We start from the raw sequence: 22,927 nt of genomic DNA, 5'->3' as shown, positions 1-22,927 counted from the left end.
CCTATGGCGAGAGGTCTTCGAGGTGATCGGCGGAGAGCGGCCATTGGTGCGAAAGCCAAATGAGCCACTCGTGAACGGCGCACGCGGTGGAGTCGGCGTGCTTCTCCATCATGCTGAGGTGGTTGCCCGGCACGTCCCGCACGGTGTGGGCTCCCTCCCAGGTGGCCCGCCAGGGAACATCCAGGGTCCCCGAAGCATCGGGGACGGGCTCCATGGGACGGACGAGCAGGGTGGGCGTGGGCGTGGGCGCCGGGGCCCAATCGTCGAAGAGTTGGAAGTACCAGCTCATGGCGGTCAGCTCGTCATCGAGGCGCGGGATGGCCGGCAACCAATGGCCCCACGCCCGTCGCAAGGTGGACCGCAGTCGAGGATCGATGCGCCTCGGATCGTACGTATCGAGCAGAATGAGGGCCTCCGGGCGGATGCCCTCCCTTCGTTCCAGATGATGGGCGACGGCGTGCGCCAGCCACCCGCTGGACGAGTAACCGACGAGCGCAAAGGGGCCGCGGCCGGCGGAGCGACGAACGGCCTCGGTCTGAATGGCCACCGCCGCGGCAAGCGATGCGGGAAGCGGATCGCTCTGGCCGAAGCCCAGGATGGAGAGGACATCCACGTCGCGAAGCTCGCGCAAGGCGGCCGCGAAGCGCGCGTATTGAATCGGCCCGGTGGGCGCCACCAGGGAGGGAAGGCACAAGAGGCGCGGCGATGCGGTGCCGCGGGCCACCCGCACCGGCCGGGCGATGTGCACGTCTGACCCTTCGTCGAGCATGGGTCGGAGCCGCGAGGCGACGTCCAAGAATTGCCACGCCTGTTCCGGTTTGCCGAGTTCGTTGGCTTGCTGAAAAAGGTGTGCGAGCGCGGTGCGGGTTTCCTTTCCGCCATCGGCTTCGCTCGGCGCGGGCGCCGAGAGGGCAAGGAGCTTGTCCGCCGCCGAGAGCGCGGTCGGGCACTCGAAGAGGAGCGACGCGGGAACGGGCACATCGAGCCGCGCGCTCAGGCGGCGGCGGATTTCGATGGCCATCAGCGAGTTGAGCCCGAGCTCGAGCAGCGGGCGCTCGGGGGCGACGTCGTGCGGGTCGGCGAGGCCGAGCTCACGCGCCGCCTCTTCCCGGACGATGGTGAGCAGTGCCGCGTGGCGCTCTTCCTCCGGAAGGAGATCGACGCGCGGGCGTGCTTCCGAGGAGGGTTTCGCGTCGACGGGAACGAGGGACCGAAGGAGTGCAGGGAGCGTCGATGCGGTTGCTCGCAGGGCGGGTACATCGAGGTCGGCAGGCACCAGGGCAGGTGCTTTTCCCGCGACCGCCGTGTCGAGCAGCGACAGCGCATGCACGGACGACAATGCTCGAACCCCGAGGCGAACCATCCGCGAGCGATCACCGTTGGTGAGCCGAGCGGTCATGCCGTGTCCATCGTCCCAAGGCCCCCACGCGAGGGCTGTCGCCGGCCATCCGTTGGCGCGCCGGTGGTGGGCCAAGGCATCGAGGAAGGCATTGGCGGCGGCGTAGCTCGCCTGCCCAGCGCCCCCCAACGTGCCAGCGAGCGACGAGAAGAGCACGAAGGCCGAAAGACGATGCTCGCGGGTGAGCTCGTGCAAATGCAGCGCGGTATCGACTTTGGCGCGCATCACGCGATCCATTCGTTCCGGCGTGAGCGCGAGCAACACACCGTCGTCGAGCAACCCGGCCGCGTGGACGACGCCCTCGAGCGGGTGCTTCTCGGGAATGGCCGCGACGACGGCCTTCAAGGCATCGCGATCACTGCCGTCGCACGCGGCGAAGACGACGTGGGCACCTGCCGCCTCGAGTTGCTCTCGGAGCGCGATGGCACCGGGCGCGTAGGCGCCTCGTCGCGATAGGAGCACGAGGTGGCGCACGCCATGCCGCTCGACGAGATGCCGCGCGACGAGCGACCCGAGTGCCCCGGTGCCCCCCGTGATGAGCACCGTGCCATGCCCCGACCACGGCGGAGAGCCAACGCCGGCGGCAGGGCCATGCACGAGCCGCGGGACACGCAGGGCCCCATCCCGCAACGCGCTCTGCGATTCCCCCGCGTGCACGGCGCGCGCGATCGCCTGCACGGACGCGTGGGGTTCCTCGAGGTCGACGAGCACGATGGCCCTGTCGGGGTATTCGGATTGAGCCGTGCGCACGAGGCCCCAGGCCGCAGCATGGCCGAGATCGAGGACGTCTTCCTCGGGTCGCGTGGCAATCGCCCGCCGGGTGAGCACGACCAAGCGGGTTCTCTGGAGCGGCTCGTCGGCTAGCCACTCTTGAAGCAAGGCGAGGAGGCGGTGCATGCCCGTCGCGGTAGGATCCTCCTCCAGGCAGTCCACGACGACGGTGTCCGGCCGTGGAGCACCTCGCTCCAAAGCGATTCGAAGGGACGCGAGATCCGGGTAGTGATCGACGTTACCCGACGGATCGCGAAGCGCCTCCCCGATGCAGGCCCAACGCTCCGCCCGCACCGCCGGGGAGGCCTCGGCGAGCGCTACCCACTCGACCTGGTAGGGCGCAGGATCGCACGAGGCGTCCGTCGAAGGTGTGGCGGAAGAAGGCGACGCGTTCGGCTGGAGCCAAAAGCGCTGACGCTGGAAGGGGTAGGTCGGGAGAGGGGTGAAACGAGGATGGAGAGGAGAGAGAAGCGTGAGCCAGTCGATAGCGTGATGACGGGCGTGAAGGGAGGCGAGGGAAGAGAGGAGAGAAAGGGGCTCGTCGACGTCGGTGCGAAGGGAAGGGAGGACGGTGGAGTCGGATGGGAGGGATTGCAGCGCGAGGGAGCAGAGGGTGGAGTCGGCTCCGAGCTCGAGGAAGGCGTTGGCCCCTTCGGCGACGAGGGCGGAGAGGGCATCGGAGAAGCGGACGGTGTTGCGGAGGTGCTGGACCCAGTAATCGGGAGAGGAGAGCTCGTCGGCGAGGGCGCGCCGTCCGGAGAGGTTGGAGAAGATGGGAATGCGGGGAGGGGAGAAGGAGATGGTGCGTGCGACGTCGCGGAAGTCGTCGAGGATGGGCTCGAGGAGAGGGGAGTGAAAGGGATGGCTGACGCGGAGAAGGGAGTTTTTGCGGCCGAGGGAGGTGAAATGCTTTTGGAGGGAGGCAATGGCGTCGGAGTCGCCGGAGAGGACGCAGGAGAAGGGAGAGTTGACGGCGGCGATGGCCAGGCGATGCTCGAGGCCGAGGAGGAGAGGGGCGAGTTCGTCCTCGGAAGCGTGGAGGGCGAGCATGGCGCCGCTCTGAGGGAGATTCTGGAGAAGCTTGGCGCGGGAGGCGACGAGGAAGCATGCGTCTGGGAGAGAGAAGACGCCTGCGAGGTGAGCGGCGGAGATTTCGCCGATGGAGTGTCCTAGGAGAAAATCGGGCTGAAGGCCGAAGGAAGCGAGGAGGCGAAAGAGAGCGACGTGGAGGGCGAAAAGAGCGGGCTGTGTGAAAGCGGTTTGATGGATGGAAAGAGCGAGGGAAGAGTCGTTGGGGGCAAAGAGAACGTCGCGAAGAGGCGAATCGAGCAGCGGGTCGAGGTGTTGGCAGACGTCGTCGATGGATTGCCGAAAGACCGGGAAAGCGTCGTAGAGGGCGCGCCCCATCTGGGGGCGTTGGGAGCCCTGTCCAGAGAAGAGGAAGGCGAGCTTCGGCGTAGGAGTAGCCGCGAGCGGACTCTCGAAGGCGCCGAGCTGCTGAAGGAGGTCGGGGAGATCGTTGGCGACGAAGGCGGCGCGATGGGAGAAGTGCGAGCGAGTGGCGAGGGAATACGCGACGTCGGGAAGAGCGAGGTTCGGATTGGCGGAAAGATGCTCGTGAAGCCGAGTCACATGGGCGCGAAGCGCGTCGTGAGACTTGGCGGAGAGGAGGAATGGATAAGGAAGGGAAGCTAAGCTGCGCGGTGGTGCGTGCGCCGTCGAAGGCGGTTGCTGAAGAATGAGGTGCGCATTGGTGCCGCTGATGCCGAAGGCCGAGACGGCGGCGCGTCGAGGACGGCCCGTGACCGGCCAGGGTGTGTGCGAGGCCAAGAGACGCAGAGATCCGGAGTCCCAGTCGATGTGCGAGGAAGGCTCCTCGGCATGGAGGGACTTGGGAAGCAGGCCATGCTGCATGGCAAGAACCATCTTGATGACGCCCGCGACGCCGGAGGCAGCCTGTGTGTGCCCGATGTTGGACTTGATGGACCCGAGCCAAAGCGGTGCATCGGAAGGGCGATCCGCGCCGTACGTCGCGAGGAGCGCGTGAGCCTCGATGGGATCACCGAGCGCGGTGCCTGTGCCATGAGCCTCGACGGCATCGACGTCCTCTGGAGCGAGGCGGGCATTGAGAAGCGCCTGCCGGATGACGCGCTGTTGAGCGGGCCCATTGGGGGCGGTGAGACCCTGGCTTCGGCCGTCCTGATTGACGGCGGATCCGGAGATCACGGCGAGGACGGGATGCCCGAGTCGTCGCGCATCGGAGAGGCGCTCGAGCAGGATCAAGCCCACGCCTTCGGCCCAACCTGCTCCGGTGGCACCCTCCGAGAACGAACGGCAGCGGCCATCGGAGGAAAGCGCGCGCTGGCGCGAAAACTCGACGAAGGGCCGAGGGGAAGCCATGACGGTGACGCCGCCCGCAAGGGCGAGTGAGGACTCCCCCTGGCGCAGCGACTGGCAGGCAAGGTGAATGGCCACGAGGGACGACGAGCAGGCCGTATCGATGGAGAGCGCGGGCCCCTGAAGGCCAAAGGAATAAGCGATGCGCCCGGAGGCGACGCTGGGGGCGGAGCCGATGCCGAGATGCCCTTCGAGGTCGTGAGGTGCGAGAGCGAGCCTGGAGGCATAGTCGTTGTAGATGATCCCGATGAAGACGCCGGTGAGCGACCCTTGAAGGGAAGCCGGGGCGATGTTGGCGCGCTCGAAGGCCTCCCAAGAGCACTCGAGGAGGAGGCGATGCTGGGGATCGATGGCCAGCGCTTCGCGCGGACTGATGTCGAAGAAGGCGTGGTCGAAGCAGGCTGGCTCGTGCAGGAAGCCGCCGTGACGGGTGTAGGACGTTCCTTTGGCGTCAGGATTGGGATCGAAGAGCGCATCGAGCTCCCAACCGCGATCCACGGGAAAGGGAGAGATGGCATCGGAGCCATCGAGGAGCAATTGCCAGAGCTGCTCGGGCGAGGAGACATGGCCCGGAAAGCGGCAGCTCATGGAGAGGATGGCGATGGGATCATCCTCCAGAATGGGAACGTGAGAGGTGGCGGGAAGCTGGGTCGCGGTGTGCTTGAAGAGGAGAGAGGAGAGAAAAGGCACGAGCGCGGACAGGGATGGGTGATCGAAAAGGAGGGTCGAAGGAAGGCGCAAACCCGTGAGCGAGGAAAGCCGATTGCGAAGCTCGAGGGCCACGAGGGAATCGAGGCCGAGCTCCTTGAGCGGCCGCGCGGGGTCGATGGCGGAGGGCGAGGCATGCCCGAGGACGGTGGCAAGCTCGGACCGGAGAAGGTCGACGAGCGCGCGCTCCCGCTCCTCGGCGGGGAGGGCGGCGAGTCGCTGCTGCAGCTTGGAGCCGGGGACGTCCACCCCCGCCGGCGACACCTCGCGCGATCGGGAGCGCGCGAGATGCCGGAGCAAGGCCGGCGGACTCGAAACCGCGCGCAACGCGCGAAGGTCGAGTCGTGCGGGAACGAGGCAGGGCTCGGGTCGAGCGAGTGCGGAGTCGAGAAGAGCGAGGGCGTGGGAAGCGGAGAGAGGAAGAACCCCGAAGCGAGCGATGCGGGCGAGATCGGCCTGATCGAGGTGTGCGGTCATGGCGCTGCGTGGCTGCCAGAATCCCCACGCGAGGGAGAGAGCGGGCAGGCCGTGTGCGCGGCGATGCTGGGCGAGGGCATCGAGGAAGGCATTGGCGGCGGAATAATTTGCCTGTCCAGCGCCTCCGAGCGTGCCGGCGAGGGAAGAGAAAAGGACGAAGGCGGAGAGATCGAGCGAGCGAGTGAGCTCGTGCAGATGGAGAGCGGCATCGATCTTTGGCTGCAAGACGCGGTGAAGGCGCTCGGGGGAAAGGTCGAGGAGAAGGGCGTCATCGAGGACGCCCGCGGCGTGAAAGACGGCGGAGAGGGGATGCTCGTCCGAGATGGAGGCGAGCAGGCTTGCGACGTCATCGCGCTGAGAGAAATCGCACGCGGCGACGGAGACATGGGCGCCGGAGTCGCTTAGCTCGCGGACGAGGGCGTCGACGCCGTTGGCGCGAGGGCCAGAGCGGGAAGCGAGGAGCAGATGGCGGACGCCATGATGGGAGACGAGATGCCGAGCGAGGAGCGCACCGAGCGTGCCGGTGCCGCCGGTGATGAGGACGGTGCCGTGCGTCCGGAGAGGCTGAGGAACGGAGAGCACGAGCTTTCCGACGTGACGAGCCTGTCCGAGGAAGCGAAACGCGTGACGTGCATGGCGAAGGTCGAACGAAGCGGTGGGAATGGGGGAAAGGACGCCACGGTGAAAGAGGTCGAGGAGGGAGGCGAGCATCTGTCCGATGCGCTCGGGTCCTGCGTCGATGAGATCGAAGGCCTGGTAGCGGACGTGCGGATGCAGGGAGGCAACGACATTGGGGTCGCGAACATCGGTCTTGCCCATCTCGAGAAAGCGGCCGCCGAGAGGGAGAAGGCGAAGGGAAGCGTCGACGAAGTCGCGAGCGAGGGAGTCGAGGACGAGGTGGAATCCGAGGCCGCGGGTGGAGAGTCGGAAGTGGTCCTCGAAGTCGAGGGAGCGAGAGGAAGCGATGTGAGCATCGTCGAAGCCGAGACGTCGCAGGACATTCCACTTGGAGGGACTGGCGGTGGCAAAGACCTCGGCGCCGAGATGGCGCGCAAGCTGAATGGCCGCCAAACCGACGCCGCCCGCGGCGGCATGAATGAGGACGCGCTCCCCGGGCTGGAGGCGCCCGAGCTCGACGAAGGCGTAATACGCGGTCAGAAAGACGACCGGAACACTGGCGGCTTGTGCAAAGGACCAATGGGACGGCATGCGCACGACCATGCGATGATCCGCCACCGCCACGGGGCCGAACGCCCCGACGAAAAGGCCCATCACGCGATCGCCCGCGGCCAATCCCGTCACGTTGGCGCCGACCTCGAGGATCACCCCGGCCCCTTCCACACCGAGCGGCCCGGCTTCGCCCGGATACATCCCGAGCGCGTTGAGAACATCGCGAAAATTGAGCCCCGCAGCGCGCACCCCGATGCGAACCTGCCCCGGTTCGAGCGGCGCACCCGCCTCGGGATACGGCGCGAGGGTCAGCGCCTCGAGCGTGCCCTTGCTCGAGATCTCCAAGCGCCACGTCGGAGCGTCCGGCATCGGCAGGAAATCGTGGCCATCGGATGACACGAGGCGCGGTACCCACACGGCACCATTTCGCAGCGCGAGCTGCGGCTCCTCCCGCGAAAGCGCATCGGTCAATGCCGCATAGGAAACGTCGTCGATGTCGAGCAGCGCAATGGCTCGATCGGCGTGTTCCGCTTGCACGCTGCGAACGAGCCCCCAAAGCGGCGCGCCGGGCAGCGACACCACGTCCTCCTCCGGTTGCGTCGCGATCGCCCGCTGCGTGAGCACGGTCAACCGGCACCCGGCGACCCGCGGTTCGGCGAACCAACCGTGAAGCCACTGCACGAGCCCTCGCGTTGCGTCGTGGGCCGCCTCCGCGGTGGCTCCGCCTTCGAGCTCCCACGGAACGAGCACCAGGTCCGGGACCGGCTCCCCGCGATCGAGTGCCATGCGCAGTTCGTCCAGATCGTCATGGCTCGCGGCCAAGCGGCCCTCGAGGTGCTCGGCGACCACCGCGCCCCTACCCAGCAAGACCATGCGCAGGTTCGTGCGCGCATCCGACGCGGGAGCTTGGGTCCACTCCACGCGGTACAGCGAATCACCGCCCCGAAGCACGTCGGTGGCCGCGGGGCGTGTGACGAACGACGCGATGCTCGCGACGGGCTCGCCGTCCCCATCGGCGATGGATAGCGCGACGGCGTTTCCCGGGCCCGGCCGCGTAAGGTGGACACGCAGCCACGACGCGCCGGCGCGCCGAAGCGACACGCCCATCCACGCAAACGGAAGCTCGATGCCCGTCCCCGCGCGCGCATCGAGCGTGAGCGGATGGAGCGCGGCATCCAGCAGCGCGGGATGAATGGCGAACCGGTGCGCATCCGCGTTCCCGTCGGGGAGCCGCACCTCGGCGAAGAGCTCCTCGCCCCGGCGCCAGACCGCGCGAAGCCCGTGAAAGGGCGTCGCATACGCCAGCCCGTCACCCGCCAACCGCTCGTAAAATCCATCGAGGGCGATGGGAACGGCACCATCCGGCGGCCACACGCCCCACGACGATTCCGCCGGCGGTGACGCGGCCTCCGCGCCCAACATGCCGGACGCGTGCTGCACCCAGCTTGCATCGCCGTCGTCGACCCGCGAGTGGATCGTCAGCGCCCGCCGCCCATCGTGCTCCGGTGCTCCGACGGACACCTGGAGCTGGACGGCTCCGTCCGCGTGCAGTGCCAGAGGCGCGAGAAGCGTGAGCTCGTCGACCCGCGCGCACTTGGCACGAAGGCCCGCGGCAAGGGCCAGCTCGAGGAACGCGGTTCCGGGAACGAGCACCGTCTCGAGCACCACGTGCCCCGCGAGCCAAGGGTGGGTCTCGAGCGAGAGGCGCCCCGCATAAAGGAAGGCATCCCGTTCCGCGGTGGGAACGGACCTACCGAGCAGCGGGTGCTCGGAGGCCTTCGGCGCCTCGAGCCAGAAACGCGTGTGCTGGAAAGGATACGTGGGAAGGGTGACGATGCGACCTTTGGGCAGGAGCGCGGGCCAGTCGGGCTGAAAGCCGCGTGCGAGGAGCTCGGAGAGGGAGAGCAGGACGCGGTGGAGACCCCCGTGGTCGCGGCGGAGAGTTCCGGAGACGCAAGCCTGGATGCCTGTGTGGTCGAAGGACTGGCTGAGGGCGAGAGCAAGGACGGGATGTGGGCTGACTTCGAGGAAGAAACGGTGCTGGTGGTCGAGAAGCTTGGAGGTGGCGTCGTGGAAGCGAACGGACTGACGGAGGTTTTGGACCCAGTAATCGGGGCCGAGCTCGGTCCCGAGCAGGACGTCGCCGGTGACGGTGGAATAGAGAGCAAGAGACGCGGAGCGTGGCGAGATGTCGCGGAGCTGCTCGAGGAGAGCGTCGCGAAGAGGGTCGACGTGGTGGGAGTGGGAGGCGTAGTCGACGCGGACCTTACGAGCAAAGACGCCGTCGCGCTCGAGGCGGAGCAGGAGCTGGTCGATGGCGTCTTGGGAGCCCGAGAGGACGGTGGAGCGAGGGGAATTGACGGCGGCGATGGAGAGGTCGTCGCCGAAGGGGGCAAGGAGGGGCTCGAGCTGGGTGGGAGAAGCCTCGACGGACGCCATGGCGCCGGAGCGAGCGAGGGAAGCGAGCGCGCGGCTGCGGAGGGCAACGACTTTGGCGGCATCCTCGAGGGAAAGCGCACCGGCGACGAAGGCGGCGGCGATCTCGCCTTGGCTATGCCCAACGACGGCGTCGGGATGGACGCCGAGGGAGCGAAGGAGGGCGGCGAGGGAAACGAAGACGGCGAAGAGCAGAGGCTGGACGACGTCGACCCTGTCGAGGTGGAAAGGAGAATCGGCCGAGGGAAGAAGGAGATCGAGAAGCGGAGCTGGAAGGTAAGGGTCGAGCGCCTTGGCGCAGGCGAGGATTTGGTCCCGAAAGACGGGAGATTCGTCGAAGAGGGAGCGTGCCATGCCGGCCCACTGCCCGCCCTGGCCCGGGAAGACGAAGACGAGCTTGCCGCGGAGGGAGGCATCTCCGCGCACGAGACAAGGAGCAGAGGCGCCGCGCGCGAGAGCCTCGAGGCCGTCGAGCAGGTCCGCGCGTTCGCGGGCGACGAGGACGGCGCGGTGGTCGAAGTGTGCGCGGGAAAAGACGAGCGAATGCGCGACGTCGGCGAGGTCGAGCTCGGGGTTCGCGACGAGGTGCGCTCGAAGCCGCGCCGCCTGCTCCTCCAACGCCCCCTCGCGTTTGCCCGAGAGGACGAGGGGTAGCTCTCTCGCTCCGACGGCGAGCGCCTCTGGCGCGGACTCGAGCGCCGGAGCCTCCTCCAGAACGACGTGGGCATTCGTTCCCGAGAGCCCGAAGGCCGAGACGGCGGCGCGGCGGACGTGCCCATCGCGCCTCGTCCACGGTTGCAACGCATCGACCACGTCGAAGGAGAGCGCGTCCCAGTCGACGAGTGGATTTCGCGGAGCCGTGTGCAGCGAGGCAGGCCACGCTCCGTGGCGCAACGCTGCAACGACCTTGGCCACCCCGGCGAGCCCCGACGCGGGCTCGAGGTGACCGATGTTCGACTTGAGCGCACCGAGCCGAAGAGGCCGATCGCGCTCCACCCCGTAAACGGCGGCGAGGGCCTGAAGCTCGATGGGATCCCCGAGCGACGTTCCCGTACCGTGGCATTCCACGGCATCGATATCGTTTGGCGAGAGCCGCGCATCGCGCAGGGCAGCGCGCAGCACTTTCTGCTGCGATGTGCCGTTCGGCGCTGTCAGGCCGCTGCTCGCGCCGTCGTGGTTCACGGCGGAGCCCCTCAGGAGCGAAAGAATGGTTCGCCCCCGCGCCCGCGCATCCGAAACGCGTTCCAGGGCAAGAACGACCACCCCTTCGCCGCGCCCGTACCCATCGGCGAGCTGCGAGAACGTCTTGCACCGGCCATCGGGCGCGAGCGCCCGGGTCCTGGACAGCAGCACGAACGGGTGCGGCGACGCCATGACGTGGACTCCGGCTGCCAAGGCGAGGTTGCACTCACCGCGTCGCAAAGACTGGCAGGCCAGATGCAAGGCCACGAGCGACGAGGAGCACGCCGTATCGACCGAGAGCGCAGGCCCCTGCAACCCGAGCGAGTAGGCGAGGCGCCCCGCCCCGAACGCGGCATGGGTTCCGGTCACGGCGTAGGCATCCGCCTCGACGTGTGCGCCGTGGAGCTGCTGGTAGTCGCCGGGTGCAATCCCCACGAAGACGCCACTCGACGAATCGACCAACGTCGTTGGGACGATGCCCGCGTCCTCCAGCGCATGCCACGATGCCTCGAGCAAAAGCCGATGCTGCGGATCGAGGTGAGACGCCTCGCGCGGGCTGATGCCGAAAAAGTCCGCATCGAAGCCGTCGACCCGGTCGAGAAAAGCACCGTGCCGGACGTAGCTCTTTCCCTTCACCTCCGGATCGGGGTGGTGGAAGGCCTCGACGTCCCAGCGGTCCGCGGGGAAGTGGCCCACGGCATCCCGTCCCTGTTCGAGGAGCCGCCACAGACCATTCAAGTCCACCACGCCGCCGGGGAGCCGCAGCCCGATTCCGACGATCGCGATCGGCTCGTCGGGCAACGTCACGACGGCCGCCGGCTCGACGTCCCGCCGCGTTGGGGCGCCGAGCCGTTCGCGCAAATAGCTCGTGACACGACGGGGCGAAGGATGATCGAAGGTCAAGGACACGGCCAGCTCGAGCCCCGTGGCCTGCTGCAATCGACGCCGAAGCTCGACGGCCATGAGCGAATCGAGCCCGAGCTCGATGAACCCTGCGCGGTCATCGAGCCGCGCGGTGTCCTGATGCCCGAGCACCGCCGCCGTTTCCTCGAGCACCAGTCGCTCGACGTCGCGCTGTTCGCGCCGCACGGGCCCTGCGGCCGCCCGCGTTCGCGCCTCGGGTATCTCGTGCAAGAGCGGGCTTACCCGCACCGACTCGAACGAGGGGCCGAAGCGCGCCCAGTCGATGTCGGCCACCGCGAGCGCCTCCTCGTCGTGATCGAGCGCGTGCTGCAGCGCCGCCAGCGCACGATCGGGTGGCAGGGCCGACACGCCGCGCCGGCCGAGGTATTCCCGCGCCTCCTCATCGGCCATTCCGCCTCCGCCCCAAGGACCCCAGGCGATCGACGTACCCTTGCGCCCGCGTCCGCGCCGCTGCTCCACGAGCGCATCGAGCCATGCATTGGCGGCGGCATAGCCTCCCTGACGCCCGCTGCCCCACGTTCCCGCGATGGACGAAAACGTCACGAACGCGTCGAGCTCGCGATCGCCGAGCGCTTCGTCCAGATGAAGGGCCCCCAACGCCTTGCCGGCGAACGTGGACGCGAGCTCGCCCATCGAGGCCTCGGACAGCGTCTGCGGCGAGGAGACGCCCGCAGCATGAATCACGGTGCGAAGGGGCGGAAACTCGCCCGAATCCAGCCGCCGAATCCATTCGTCCGCGCTCGCCCGATGGGCGAGATCCCACGCGACAAGCGTGACCCGTGCTCCCAGCGCGGTGAGCTCGGATGCGAGCTCCGACGCTCCGGGCGCCTGCGAGCCGCGGCGGCTGGTGAGCACGAGGTGCTCCGCGCCTCGCCGCGCGAGCCAGCGCGCGACGGTCGCACCGAGTGCACCGGTGCCCCCCGTGATCAGGGCCGTGCCACGTGCCTTCCAGGCCGGCGCCGCGAACTCGGGGAGCGGAGCCCGGACCAAACGCCGTCCGAATCGCCCCGTCGGACGCAGCGCCATCTGGTCCTCGCCGTCGGCACCACCGAGCGATCCCGCGAGATGACGAAGGCCATTCGCGTCGAGGTCGCGGCCCACATCGATGAGCCCTCCCCAACGCCGCGGATGCTCGAGCGCCACGACACGGCCGAGCCCCCACACCGCCGCCTGCTCCGGATGCTCCAAGTGCTCCTGCGTGCCGACGGACACGGCCCCCCGCGTGAGCAGCCACAGCGGGGCATCGAGCGCCACATCACCCAGCGCCTGCACCAACGCTACCGTATGCGCCACGGCGCGCGGCAGCCCATCGCATCGCGACGCCGACGCGTCCAGCGCGAGCAAGGAAATGACCCCGCGCACCGCCCCATCGGGCCTATCGCTCAATCGCCGCGCAAAAAAGGTTCGATCGAGATCGTCGCGCGGGATATCGAGCCGCGTGACGGTCGCTCCGTTGGAGGCGAGCGCCTGGTGTGTGGCATGGACGAGAGGATCGTCCGCGCCATGCCCAGGCGCCACGAGCAACCACGTGCCCGCGAGATCGACCGAGGGGGCATCGCCGAGCGACCTCCAGACGACCCGATAGCGCAAGCTGCTCGCCGCCATGGCGTCGTCGCGTGACTCGGTTGCGTTCGGCTGGAGCCAAAAGCGCTGACGCTGGAAGGGGTAGGTTGGGAGAGGGGTGAAACGAGGAGCGAGAGGTTCGAGGAGGGCGGGCCAATCGACGGCGTGATGACGGGCGTGAAGGGAGGCGAGAGAAGAGAGGAGAGAAAGGGGCTCGTCGACGTTGGTGCGAAGGGAGGGGAGAAAGGCGGCGTCGGAGTCTTGGGAGAGAGATTGCTGCGCGAGGGCGCAAAGGGTGGAGTCGGCTCCGAGCTCGAGGAAGGCGTTGGCGCCGTCGGAGAGGAGAGAGGCGACGGCATCGGAGAAGCGGACGGTGTTGCGGAGGTGATGGACCCAGTAATCGGGAGAGGAGAGCTCGTCGGCGAGGGCACGTCGGCCGGAGAGGTTGGAGAAGATGGGAATGCGGGGAGGGGAGAAAGAGATGCTGCGTGCGACGTCGCGGAAGTCGTCGAGGATGGGCTCGAGGAGAGGCGAATGAAAGGGATGGCTGACGCGGAGGAGCGAGTTTTTGCGGCCGAGGGAGGCGAAATGCTTTTGGAGCGATGCAATGGCGTCGGAGTCGCCGGAGAGGACGCAAGAGAAAGGAGAGTTGACGGCGGCGATGGCCAAGCGATGCTCGAGGCCGAGGAGGAGAGGGGCGAGTTCCTCCTCGGAAGCATGGAGGGCAAGCATGGCGCCGTTCGGAGGGAGATTCTGGAGAAGCTTGGCGCGGGAGGCGACGAGGAAGCATGCGTCTGGGAGAGAGAAGACGCCTGCGAGGTGAGCGGCGGAGATTTCGCCGATGGAGTGACCAAGGAGAAAATCGGGCTGAAGGCCGAAGGAAGCGAGGAGGCGAAAGAGAGCGACGTGGAGTGCGAAGAGAGCGGGCTGGGTGAAAGCGGTTTGATGGATGGAAAGAGCGAGGGAAGAGTCGTTGGGAGCAAAGAGAACGTCACGAAGTGGCGAATCGAGCAGCGGGTCGAGATGGTGGCAGACCTCATCGAGCGACTGCCGAAAGACCGGAAAAGCGTCGTAGAGGGCGCGTCCCATCTGGGGGCGTTGGGAGCCCTGCCCGGAGAAGAGGAAGGCGAGCTTCGGCGTAAGAGGTGCAAGAGGACGATTCTCAAAGGCGCCGAGCTGCTGGAGGAGGTGGGGGAGATCGTTGGCGACGAAGGCCGCGCGATGGGAGAAGTGCGAGCGAGTAGCGAGGGAATACGCGACGTCGGGAAGAGAGCTGTTCGGATTGGCCGAAAGATGCTCGTGAAGCCGAGACACGTGGGCGCGAAGCGCGTCGTGGGACTTGGCGGAGAGGAGAAAGGGAAAAGGAAAGGAAGCTAAGCTGCGTGGTGCTGCGTGCGCCGTCGAAGGCGGTTGCTGAAGAATGAGGTGCGCATTGGTGCCGCTGATGCCGAAGGCCGAGACGGCGGCGCGTCGAGGACGGCCCGTGGCCGGCCAGGGCGTGTGCGAGGCCAGGAGGCGCAGAGAGCCAGAGTCCCAGTCGATGTGCGAGGAAGGCTCCTCGGCATGGAGGGACTTGGGAAGCAGGCCATGCTGGATGGCGAGAACCATCTTGATGACACTTGCGACCCCCGAGGCAGCTTGCGTATGCCCGATGTTCGACTTGAGCGAGCCAAGCCACAGCGGCAGCTCGGGGGAGTGGGCGGCGCCATACGTCGCGAGGAGCGCGTGAGCCTCGATGGGATCACCGAGCGCGGTGCCTGTGCCATGAGCCTCGACGGCATCGACGTCCTCTGGAGCGAGGCGGGCATTGAGAAGCGCCTGCCGGATGACGCGCTGTTGAGCGGGCCCATTGGGGGCGGTGAGACCCTGGCTTCGGCCGTCCTGATTGACGGCGGATCCGGAGATCACAGCGAGGACGGGATGCCCGAGTCGTTGAGCATCCGAGAGGCGCTCGAGCAGGAGCAAACCGACCCCCTCGGCCCAGCCGGTGCCGTCCGCATGCGCGGAGAACGCCTTGCAACGCCCATCGGGAGAGAGAACGCGCTGGCGCGAGAACTCGACGAAAGGCCGAGGGGAAGCCATGACGGTGACGCCGCCCGCAAGGGCAAGAGAGGACTCCCCCTGGCGCAGCGACTGGCACGCGAGGTGGATGGCCACGAGCGAAGAAGAGCAAGCCGTATCGATGGAAAGCGCGGGCCCCTGAAGGCCAAAGGAATAAGCGATGCGGCCCGAGGCGACGCTGGCCGCGGAGCCGATGCCGAGATGCCCTTCGAGGTCGTGAGGTGCGAGAGCGAGCCTGGAGGCGTAGTCGTTGTAGATGATCCCGACGAAGACGCCGGTGAGCGACCCTTGAAGGGAAGCCGGGGCGATGTTGGCGCGCTCGAAGGCCTCCCAAGAGCACTCGAGGAGGAGGCGATGCTGGGGATCGATGGCCAGCGCTTCGCGCGGACTGATGTCGAAGAAGGCGTGGTCGAAGCAGGCTGGCTCGTGAAGGAAGCCGCCGTGACGGGCGTAGGAGGTGCCTTTCGAATCCGGATCGGCGTCGAACAGCGCGTGGAGCTCCCAACCGCGATCGACCGGAAAGGTGGAAATGGCATCGGAGCCATCGAGGAGCAATTGCCAGAGCTGCTCGGGCGAGGAGACATGGCCCGGAAGGCGACAGCTCATGGAGATAATGGCAATGGCATCGTCCGGACTGGGAAGAGCGACCCGTGCGTCCGCTCCCTCGCGATCGGCCCGCGCCGCCGTCGCGCGCTTGAAGAGCAGCGAGTCGAGAAACGGAAGGAGCTCGGACAGCGACGGGTGATCGAAAAGGAGGGTAGAAGGGAGACGCAGACCCGTGAGCGAGGAAAGACGATTGCGAAGCTCGAGGGCCGTGAGGGAATCGAGGCCGAGCTCCTTGAGCGGCCGCGCGGGATCGATGGTGGAGGGCGATGCATGCCCGAGCACGGTGGCGAGCTCGGATCGGAGAAGGTCGACGAGCACCCGCCCCCGTTCGTCCGAAGACAACGACGAAAGACGCTCTTCGAGAGACGACCCGGAACTCTCCGAGGGCGATGGACCGTGCCGCCGTGAGGTTCGAGCAAGCGCCTGAAGCAACGTCGGAGCGGTCTCCACGCGCAACGCGTGCAGGTTGAATCGCGCGGGAACGAGGCAGGGCTCGGGTCGAGCGAGTGCGGAATCGAGAAGAGCGAGGGCGTGGGAAGCGGAGAGAGGAAGAACCCCGAAGCGAGCGATGCGGGCGAGATCGGCGTGATCGAGGTGGGCGGTCATGGCGCTGCGTGGCTGCCAGAATCCCCACGCGAGGGAGAGAGCGGGCAGCCCGTATGCGCGGCGATGCTGGGCGAGGGCATCGAGGAAGGCATTGGCAGCGGAGTAATTGGCCTGTCCAGCACCTCCGAGCGTACCGGCGAGGGAGGAGAAAAGGACGAAGGCGGAGAGATCGAGCGATCGGGTGAGCTCGTGCAGATGGAGAGCGGCATCGATCTTTGGCTGCAAGACGCGGTGAAGGCGCTCGGGGGAAAGGTCGAGGAGAAGGGCGTCATCGAGGACGCCCGCGGCGTGAAAGACGGCGGAAAGGGGATGCTCGTCCGAGATGGAGGCGAGCAGGCTTGCGACCTCGTCGCGCCGGGAGAAATCGCATGCGGCGACGGAGACGTGCGCGCCAGAGTCGGTCAGTTCGCGGACGAGGGCGTCGACGCCGTTGGCGCGAGGGCCAGAGCGGGAAGCGAGGAGCAGATGGCGGACGCCATGGTGGGAGACGAGATGCCGAGCGAGGAGCGCACCGAGCGTGCCGGTGCCGCCGGTGATGAGGACGGTGCCGTGCGTCCGGAGAGGCTGAGGAACGGAGAGGACGAGCTTTCCGACGTGACGAGCCTGTCCGAGGAAGCGAAACGCGTGACGTGCATGGCGAAGGTCGAACGAAGCGGTGGGAATGGGGGAAAGGACGCCGCGGTGAAAGAGGTCGAGGAGGGAGGCGAGCATCTGTCCGATGCGTTCGGGCCCTGCGTCGATGAGATCGAAGGCCTGGTAGCGGACGTGCGGATGCAGGGAGGCAAGGACATTGGGGTCGCGAACATCGGTCTTGCCCATCTCGAGAAAGCGGCCGCCGAGAGGGAGAAGGCGAAGGGAAGCATCGACGAAGTCGCGAGCGAGGGAGTCGAGGACGAGGTGGAATCCGAGGCCGCGGGTGGAGAGTCGGAAGTGGTCCTCGAAGTCGAGGGAGCGAGAGGAAGCGATGTGAGCATCGTCGAAGCCGAGGCGGCGCAGGACATTCCACTTGGCCGGACTGGCGGTGGCAAAGACCTCGGCGCCGAGATGTCGCGCGAGCTGAATGGCCGCCAAACCGACACCGCCCGCGGCGGCATGAATGAGGACGCGCTCCCCGGGCTGGAGGCGCCCGAGCTCGACGAAGGCGTAATAGGCCGTCAGAAAGACGACCGGAACACCGGCGGCCTGTGCAAAGGACCAATGGGACGGCATGCGCACGACCATGCGATGATCCGCCACCGCCACGGGTCCGAACGCCCGCATGAAGAGGCCCATCACGCGATCGCCGATGGCCAACTCCGTCACGCCGGCGCCGACCTCGAGGACCACCCCAGCCCCCTCGAACCCCACAGGTCCGCCCTCCTCGTGGCCCAACATTCCCAGCGCGTTGATGACGTCCCGGAAGTTGAGCCCCGCAGCGCGCACCCCGATGCGAACCTGCCCCGGCTCGAGCGGCGCACCCGCCTCGGGATACGGCGTGAGCGTGAGCGCCTCGAGCGTGCCCTTGGTCGGGATCTCCAAACGCCACGTCGGAGCATCGGGAACGGCCAGGGCATCCCGAGAATCCACCGTCGCGATCCGTGGGACGAACACCGATCCATCGCGCACGGCGAGCTGGGATTCCGCCGAGAGCAACACCTGCGGAAGCACGCCAAGCGTCGTGTCCGTGTCGTCGATGTCGACGAGCGCCAGGCTTCGATCGGGGTGCTCCGATTGCGCCGCGCGGACCAATCCCCAAAGCGCGGCCCGGCTGAGCGCCGGCACGTCTTCGTCGGCGCGTGTGGCGATGGCTCTTCGCGTGAGCACGACCAGCCGGCTCTTTGCCAGGCGCTCATCCAGCAACCAACCCCGAACGCTCTCCAAGATGCGCCGTGTGGTTTCATGCGCCGCCTCGATCCCTTCCGCCGAAGGATCCGTCTCGACCAACACCGCGACGTCCGGGATGGACGCACCGCGGTCGATTACCGCACGAAACGCAGCAAAATCGGAATGATGCTCGACGCGCGTTTCGAGCGATGCGGTGAATCGATGCGTCTCGGAGCCCAACAGCGCCCAATGCCTCGACACACCGCGATCGGCCCGTTCGAGCGCCACCCACTCGACGCGATGAAGCGCGTCGTTGCGCGAGGTGCCCGCGAACTGCTCCACCGACACCGGACGCGTCACGAGCGCATCGATGGACGCCACGGGAGCCCCCCAAGCATCCATCACCGAAATGGCGAGGCTGCCGGCGTTCGTCGACCGCGTGATGCGCACCCGCACCGCCGAGGCCCCGCGTGCGTGCAGCGTTGCGCCCGTCCACGAGAACGGAAGCTCGAGGTTCGTCGCACGCGCGTCGTCGAGCGCGAGCGCGTGGAGCGCACCATCCAGCAGGGCGGGGTGAAGACCGAAGGAGCCATCTCGTTGCTCCAGGGGCAGCTCCACCTCGGCAAAGAGATCCTCCCCGTGCTTCCACGCGCCCCGCAAGCCGCGAAACGCGCCCTCATACGCGAGGCCAAGGGCCGCGATGCGCTCGTAAACGCGGGTCACATCGAGCGTGACGCCACCCGGAGGAGGCCACCCGGCCGGATCCAGTTGCGTTGCCCGGGCGCCCACGCCCAGGGTGCCTGCTGCATGCTGCACCCAACGTGATTCGCTGCCCACATCCTCGGACCGCCCGTGAATCGACACCGCGCGAAGTCCGGCAGCGTCCGGCGGACCGACGAAGACCTGAAGGTGGACCGCCCCCTCCGCCGGCAACGACAACGGGGCGAGCAGCGAGAGTTCTTCGACCCGCGCACACCCCACGCGAAGCGCAGCGGCCCACGCCAACTCGAGCAGCGCGGTTCCTGGGACGACCACCGTCTCGAGCACCACGTGTCCCGCAAGCCAGGGATGACTCTCGAGCGAGAGCCGGCCCATGAAGAGGAGCGCATCGGCGTTCGCCAGGGCGATGGTCGTGGCGAGGAGCGGATGCTCGGCCGCCGTGAGCCCCGCGGCCGAGACATCCGACGGCGGCGCATGCGATGCATCGAGCCAGAAACGGGCGCGCTGGAAAGGGTACGTGGGAAGTGGGACGAGGTTTCCCTTTGGCAGGAGAGCGGGCCAGTCGGGCTGAAAGCCGCGCGCGAGGAGTTCGGAGAGGGAGAGCAGGAGGCGGTGGAGGCCCCCGTGGTCGCGGCGGAGAGTTCCGGAGACGCAAGCTTGGATGCCAGCGTGGTCGAAGGACTGGCTGAGTGCGAGGGCGAGGACGGGATGTGGGCTGACTTCGAGGAAGAAACGGTGCTGGTGGTCGAGGAGCTTGGAGGTGGCGTCGTGAAAGCGGACGGACTGACGGAGGTTTTGGACCCAGTAATCGGGGCCGAGCTCGGTCCCGAGCAGGACGTCGCCGGTGACGGTGGAATAGAGCGGAAGAGATGCGGAGTGTGGCGAGATGTCGCGGAGCTGCTGGAGGAGAGCGTTGCGAAGGGGGTCGACGTGATGGGAGTGGGAGGCGTAGTCGACGCGGACCTTACGAACAAAGACCCCGTCGCGCTCGAGGCGAAGTAAGAGCTGGTCGATGGCGTCTTGGGAGCCCGAGAGGACGGTGGAGCGAGGGGAATTGACGGCGGCGATGGAGAGGTCGTCGCCAAAGGGGGCGAGGAGAGGCTCGAGCTGGGCGGGAGAAGCCTCGACGGACGCCATGGCCCCGGAGCGAGCGAGGGAAGCGAGCGCGCGGCTGCGGAGGGCAACGACTTTGGCGGCATCCTCGAGCGAAAGCGCACCTGCGACGAAGGCGGCGGCGATCTCGCCTTGGCTATGGCCGACGACGGCGTCGGGATGGACGCCGAGGGAGCGAAGGAGGGCGGCGAGGGAAACGAAGACGGCGAAGAGCAGGGGCTGGACGACGTCGACCCTGTCGAGGGGGAAAGGAGAATCGGCGGCAGGGAGGAGGAGAGCGAGAAGCGGAGCTGGGAGGTAAGGGTCGAGCGCGTTGGCGCAGGCGAAGATTTGGTCCCGAAAGACGCGGGATTCGTCGAAGAGGGAACGTGCCATGCCGGCCCACTGCCCGCCCTGCCCTGGGAAGACGAAGACGAGCTTGCCGCGGAGGGAGGCATCGGCGCGCACGAGACAAGGAGCAGAGGCACCGCGGGTGAGAGCCTCGAGCCCATCGAGCAAGGCCGCGCGTTCGCGTGCGACGAGGACGGCGCGGTGGTCGAAGTGTGCGCGGGAGAAGACGAGCGAGTGCGCAACGTCGGCGAGGTCGAGCTCGGGGTTCGTGACGAGGTGCGCCCGAAGCCGCGCTGCCTGGTCCCGCAACGCCCCATCGCTTTTCGCCGAGAGGACGAGAGGAACATCGCCCGTGGCCGGCGGAGAGGCGGGAGATGCCTCTGCGCTCGGAGGCGGCTCCTCGAGAATGAGGTGAGCGTTGGTGCCGCTGATGCCGAAGGAGGAGACGGCGGCGCGCCGAGGCCTGTCGGAGCGAGGCCAGGGAGTGTGCGAGGTGAGGAGGCGAAGGGAGCCGGAAGACCAGTCGACGTGAGGAGAAGGAGAATCAGCGTGAAGCGTCTTCGGCAACGCGCGGTGTTGGAAGGCGAGGAGCATCTTGATGACGCCCGCGACACCGGCGGCAGCCTGAGTGTGTCCAATGTTGGACTTGAGGGAGCCAAGCCAGAGTGGAAGCTCGGGAGAATGGGCGGCGCCATAGGTGGCCAAGAGAGCATGGGCCTCGATGGGATCGCCGAGGGAGGTGCCTGTACCATGAGCCTCGACGGCATCGACGTCGTCGGGAGCAAGGCGAGCGCGGAGGAGAGCCTGCCGAATGACGCGCTGCTGAGCGGGCCCATTGGGAGCGGTGAGGCCCTGGCTGCGGCCATCCTGGTTGACGGCGGATCCGCGCAGGAGGCCGAGGACAGGATGACCAAGGCGGAGAGCGTCGGAGAGGCGCTCGAGCAAAAGCAAGCCGGCGCCCTCGGCCCAGCCGGTACCGTCGGCGAGTGCGGAAAAAGCCTTGCAGCGGCCATCGGGAGAAAGAGCGCGCTGGCGAGAAAACTCGACGAAAGTGGAAGGCGTGGCCATGAGGGTGACGCCACCGGCGAGCGCAAGGGAGCACTCACCGCGCTGGAGCGCCTGGGCGGCGAGATGAATGGCCACCAGAGAGGAACTGCACGCCGTGTCCACGCTGATGGCCGGTCCCTCGAGCCCGAACGTGTACGCGATCCGCCCGGAGACGACGCACGGCGCACTGCCGATTCCCAAGTAGCCCTCGAGCTCCTCGGGCACGACCCGCAACCGCGAACCATAGTCGTTGTACATGACACCGACGAAGGTCCCGGTCGGGCTGCCATGAAGGGACGTGGGATCCATCCCCGCGCGCTCGAAGAGCTCCCACGCGATCTCGAGCAGCAACCGCTGCTGGGGATCGATGGAGACGGCCTCGCGCGGGCTGATGTCGAAGAACGCTGGATCGAAATGGTCCGCCTCGTCGAGAAAGCCACCGTGCTGCACGTAGCTCTTTCCCTTGGCGTTCGGATCGGGATCGAAGAGCCCTTCGACGTCCCATCCCCGGTTCTCGGGGAACGACGAAATGGCATCGGTGCCCGTCTCGAGGAGCCGCCAGAGATCGTCCGGGCCGTTCACGCCGCCGGGAAAGCGGCAGCTCGTGGACACCACCGCGATCGGCTCGTCCCACTTCTCTTCCAGCTCCTGCACCCGCTGGCGCGTCTGACGAAGCGCCGTCGTTGCCTTCGAGAGATATGCGCGGAGCTTTTCTTCTTCGGTCATTCGTCGAGTCCTATTTCTTCGAACTCTCGATCGAGAGCATCGAATAGTTCCGTGCTGGTGCCCGTCGTGTCGGGGGTGCCCCACGCCGTGGCGAGCTTGCGCAAACGCGCCGCCACACGCGCGCGGGTGCGTTCATCGAACGAGCCTTTCGCTAGAGCGCTTTCCAGGCTCTCGAGCTCGGGCGGGAGCATTGTCTCTTGCGGAGACGTGTCCAGCGCCAGCTCGGTGTGCAGGCGCTCGGTGAGGGCGGACGGTGTGGCATGGTCGAACAGCAACGTGGCCGGCAAGCGCAAGCCCGTCGCGGCGTTGAGGCGGTTGCGCAGTTCGATGGCCACCAGCGAGTCCATCCCGTAGTCCTGGAGCGGCCGTTTCGGCGCGATCGCGTCCGCCGACGGGAGGCCAAAGGTGAGGGCGATCTCCACATTGACCAGATGGAGAAGCGCGCGATGGCGCTCGGGTTCCGGCATCGCACTCAACCGCCGTTCCAGAGAAACGCGCTGGGGCGCTCCGTTCGCCACGGTGCGAGGCTCGGGCCGCGCGCGCGGAGGCGATGCGAAATGCGCTGCGACCACGAGTGGCTCCCCGTGCTCCAAGGCCGCGTCGAAAAGCCGTAGCCCGTCCTCGATCGACAGCGGGAGCACCCCCTGGCGCTGCATGCGCCTCGAATCGAGCGCCTTCAGGTGCGCGGCCATCCCCCCTTCGCTCCACGGGCCCCAGGCCATCGAGGTCGCCGGTAGCCCCATCGATCGACGATGGCTTGCGAGCGCATCGAGAAAGGCATTGGCCGCCGCATAGCTGGCCTGGCCGGCGTTTCCGAGCACACCCGAGAGCGAGGAGAAGAGGACGAACGCCGAAAGCTCGCGTCGCTCCGTGAGCTGGTGCAGATGG

General features: G+C 67.5%; 2 protein-coding genes (1 of these 2 only partly in view). Both read right to left on the bottom strand.

Annotated features, from left to right (window positions below):
* Window position 1: 1 nt before the first annotated feature.
* On the bottom strand, window positions 2-22,039 hold the full coding sequence (locus tag LVJ94_26075; protein WXB10675.1) for an SDR family NAD(P)-dependent oxidoreductase: 22,038 nt from the start codon (window positions 22,037-22,039) through the stop codon (window positions 2-4).
* Window positions 22,036-22,927, bottom strand: partial view of an SDR family NAD(P)-dependent oxidoreductase gene (locus LVJ94_26070; protein WXB10674.1) — the 3' portion only. 14,876 nt of this gene lie beyond the right edge of the window; the window shows 892 of its 15,768 coding nt (coding positions 14,877-15,768); the start codon falls outside the window, past its right edge; it ends in the stop codon at window positions 22,036-22,038. The genes LVJ94_26075 and LVJ94_26070 overlap by 4 nt, the downstream gene beginning before the upstream one ends.

It is taken from the genome of Sorangiineae bacterium MSr11367 (assembly GCA_037157805.1).
GTDB lineage: Bacteria > Myxococcota_A > Polyangia > Polyangiales > Polyangiaceae > Pendulispora > Pendulispora rubella.
The sequence above is the reverse complement of the archived record's forward strand: the minus strand, read 5'-3'. Positions and strand labels throughout refer to the sequence as shown.

Coding starts and splice junctions, on each gene's coding strand:
- LVJ94_26075 (WXB10675.1), bottom strand. CDS start 22,039: ATGACCGAAGAAGAAAAGCTCCGCGCATATCTCTCGAAGGCAACGACG.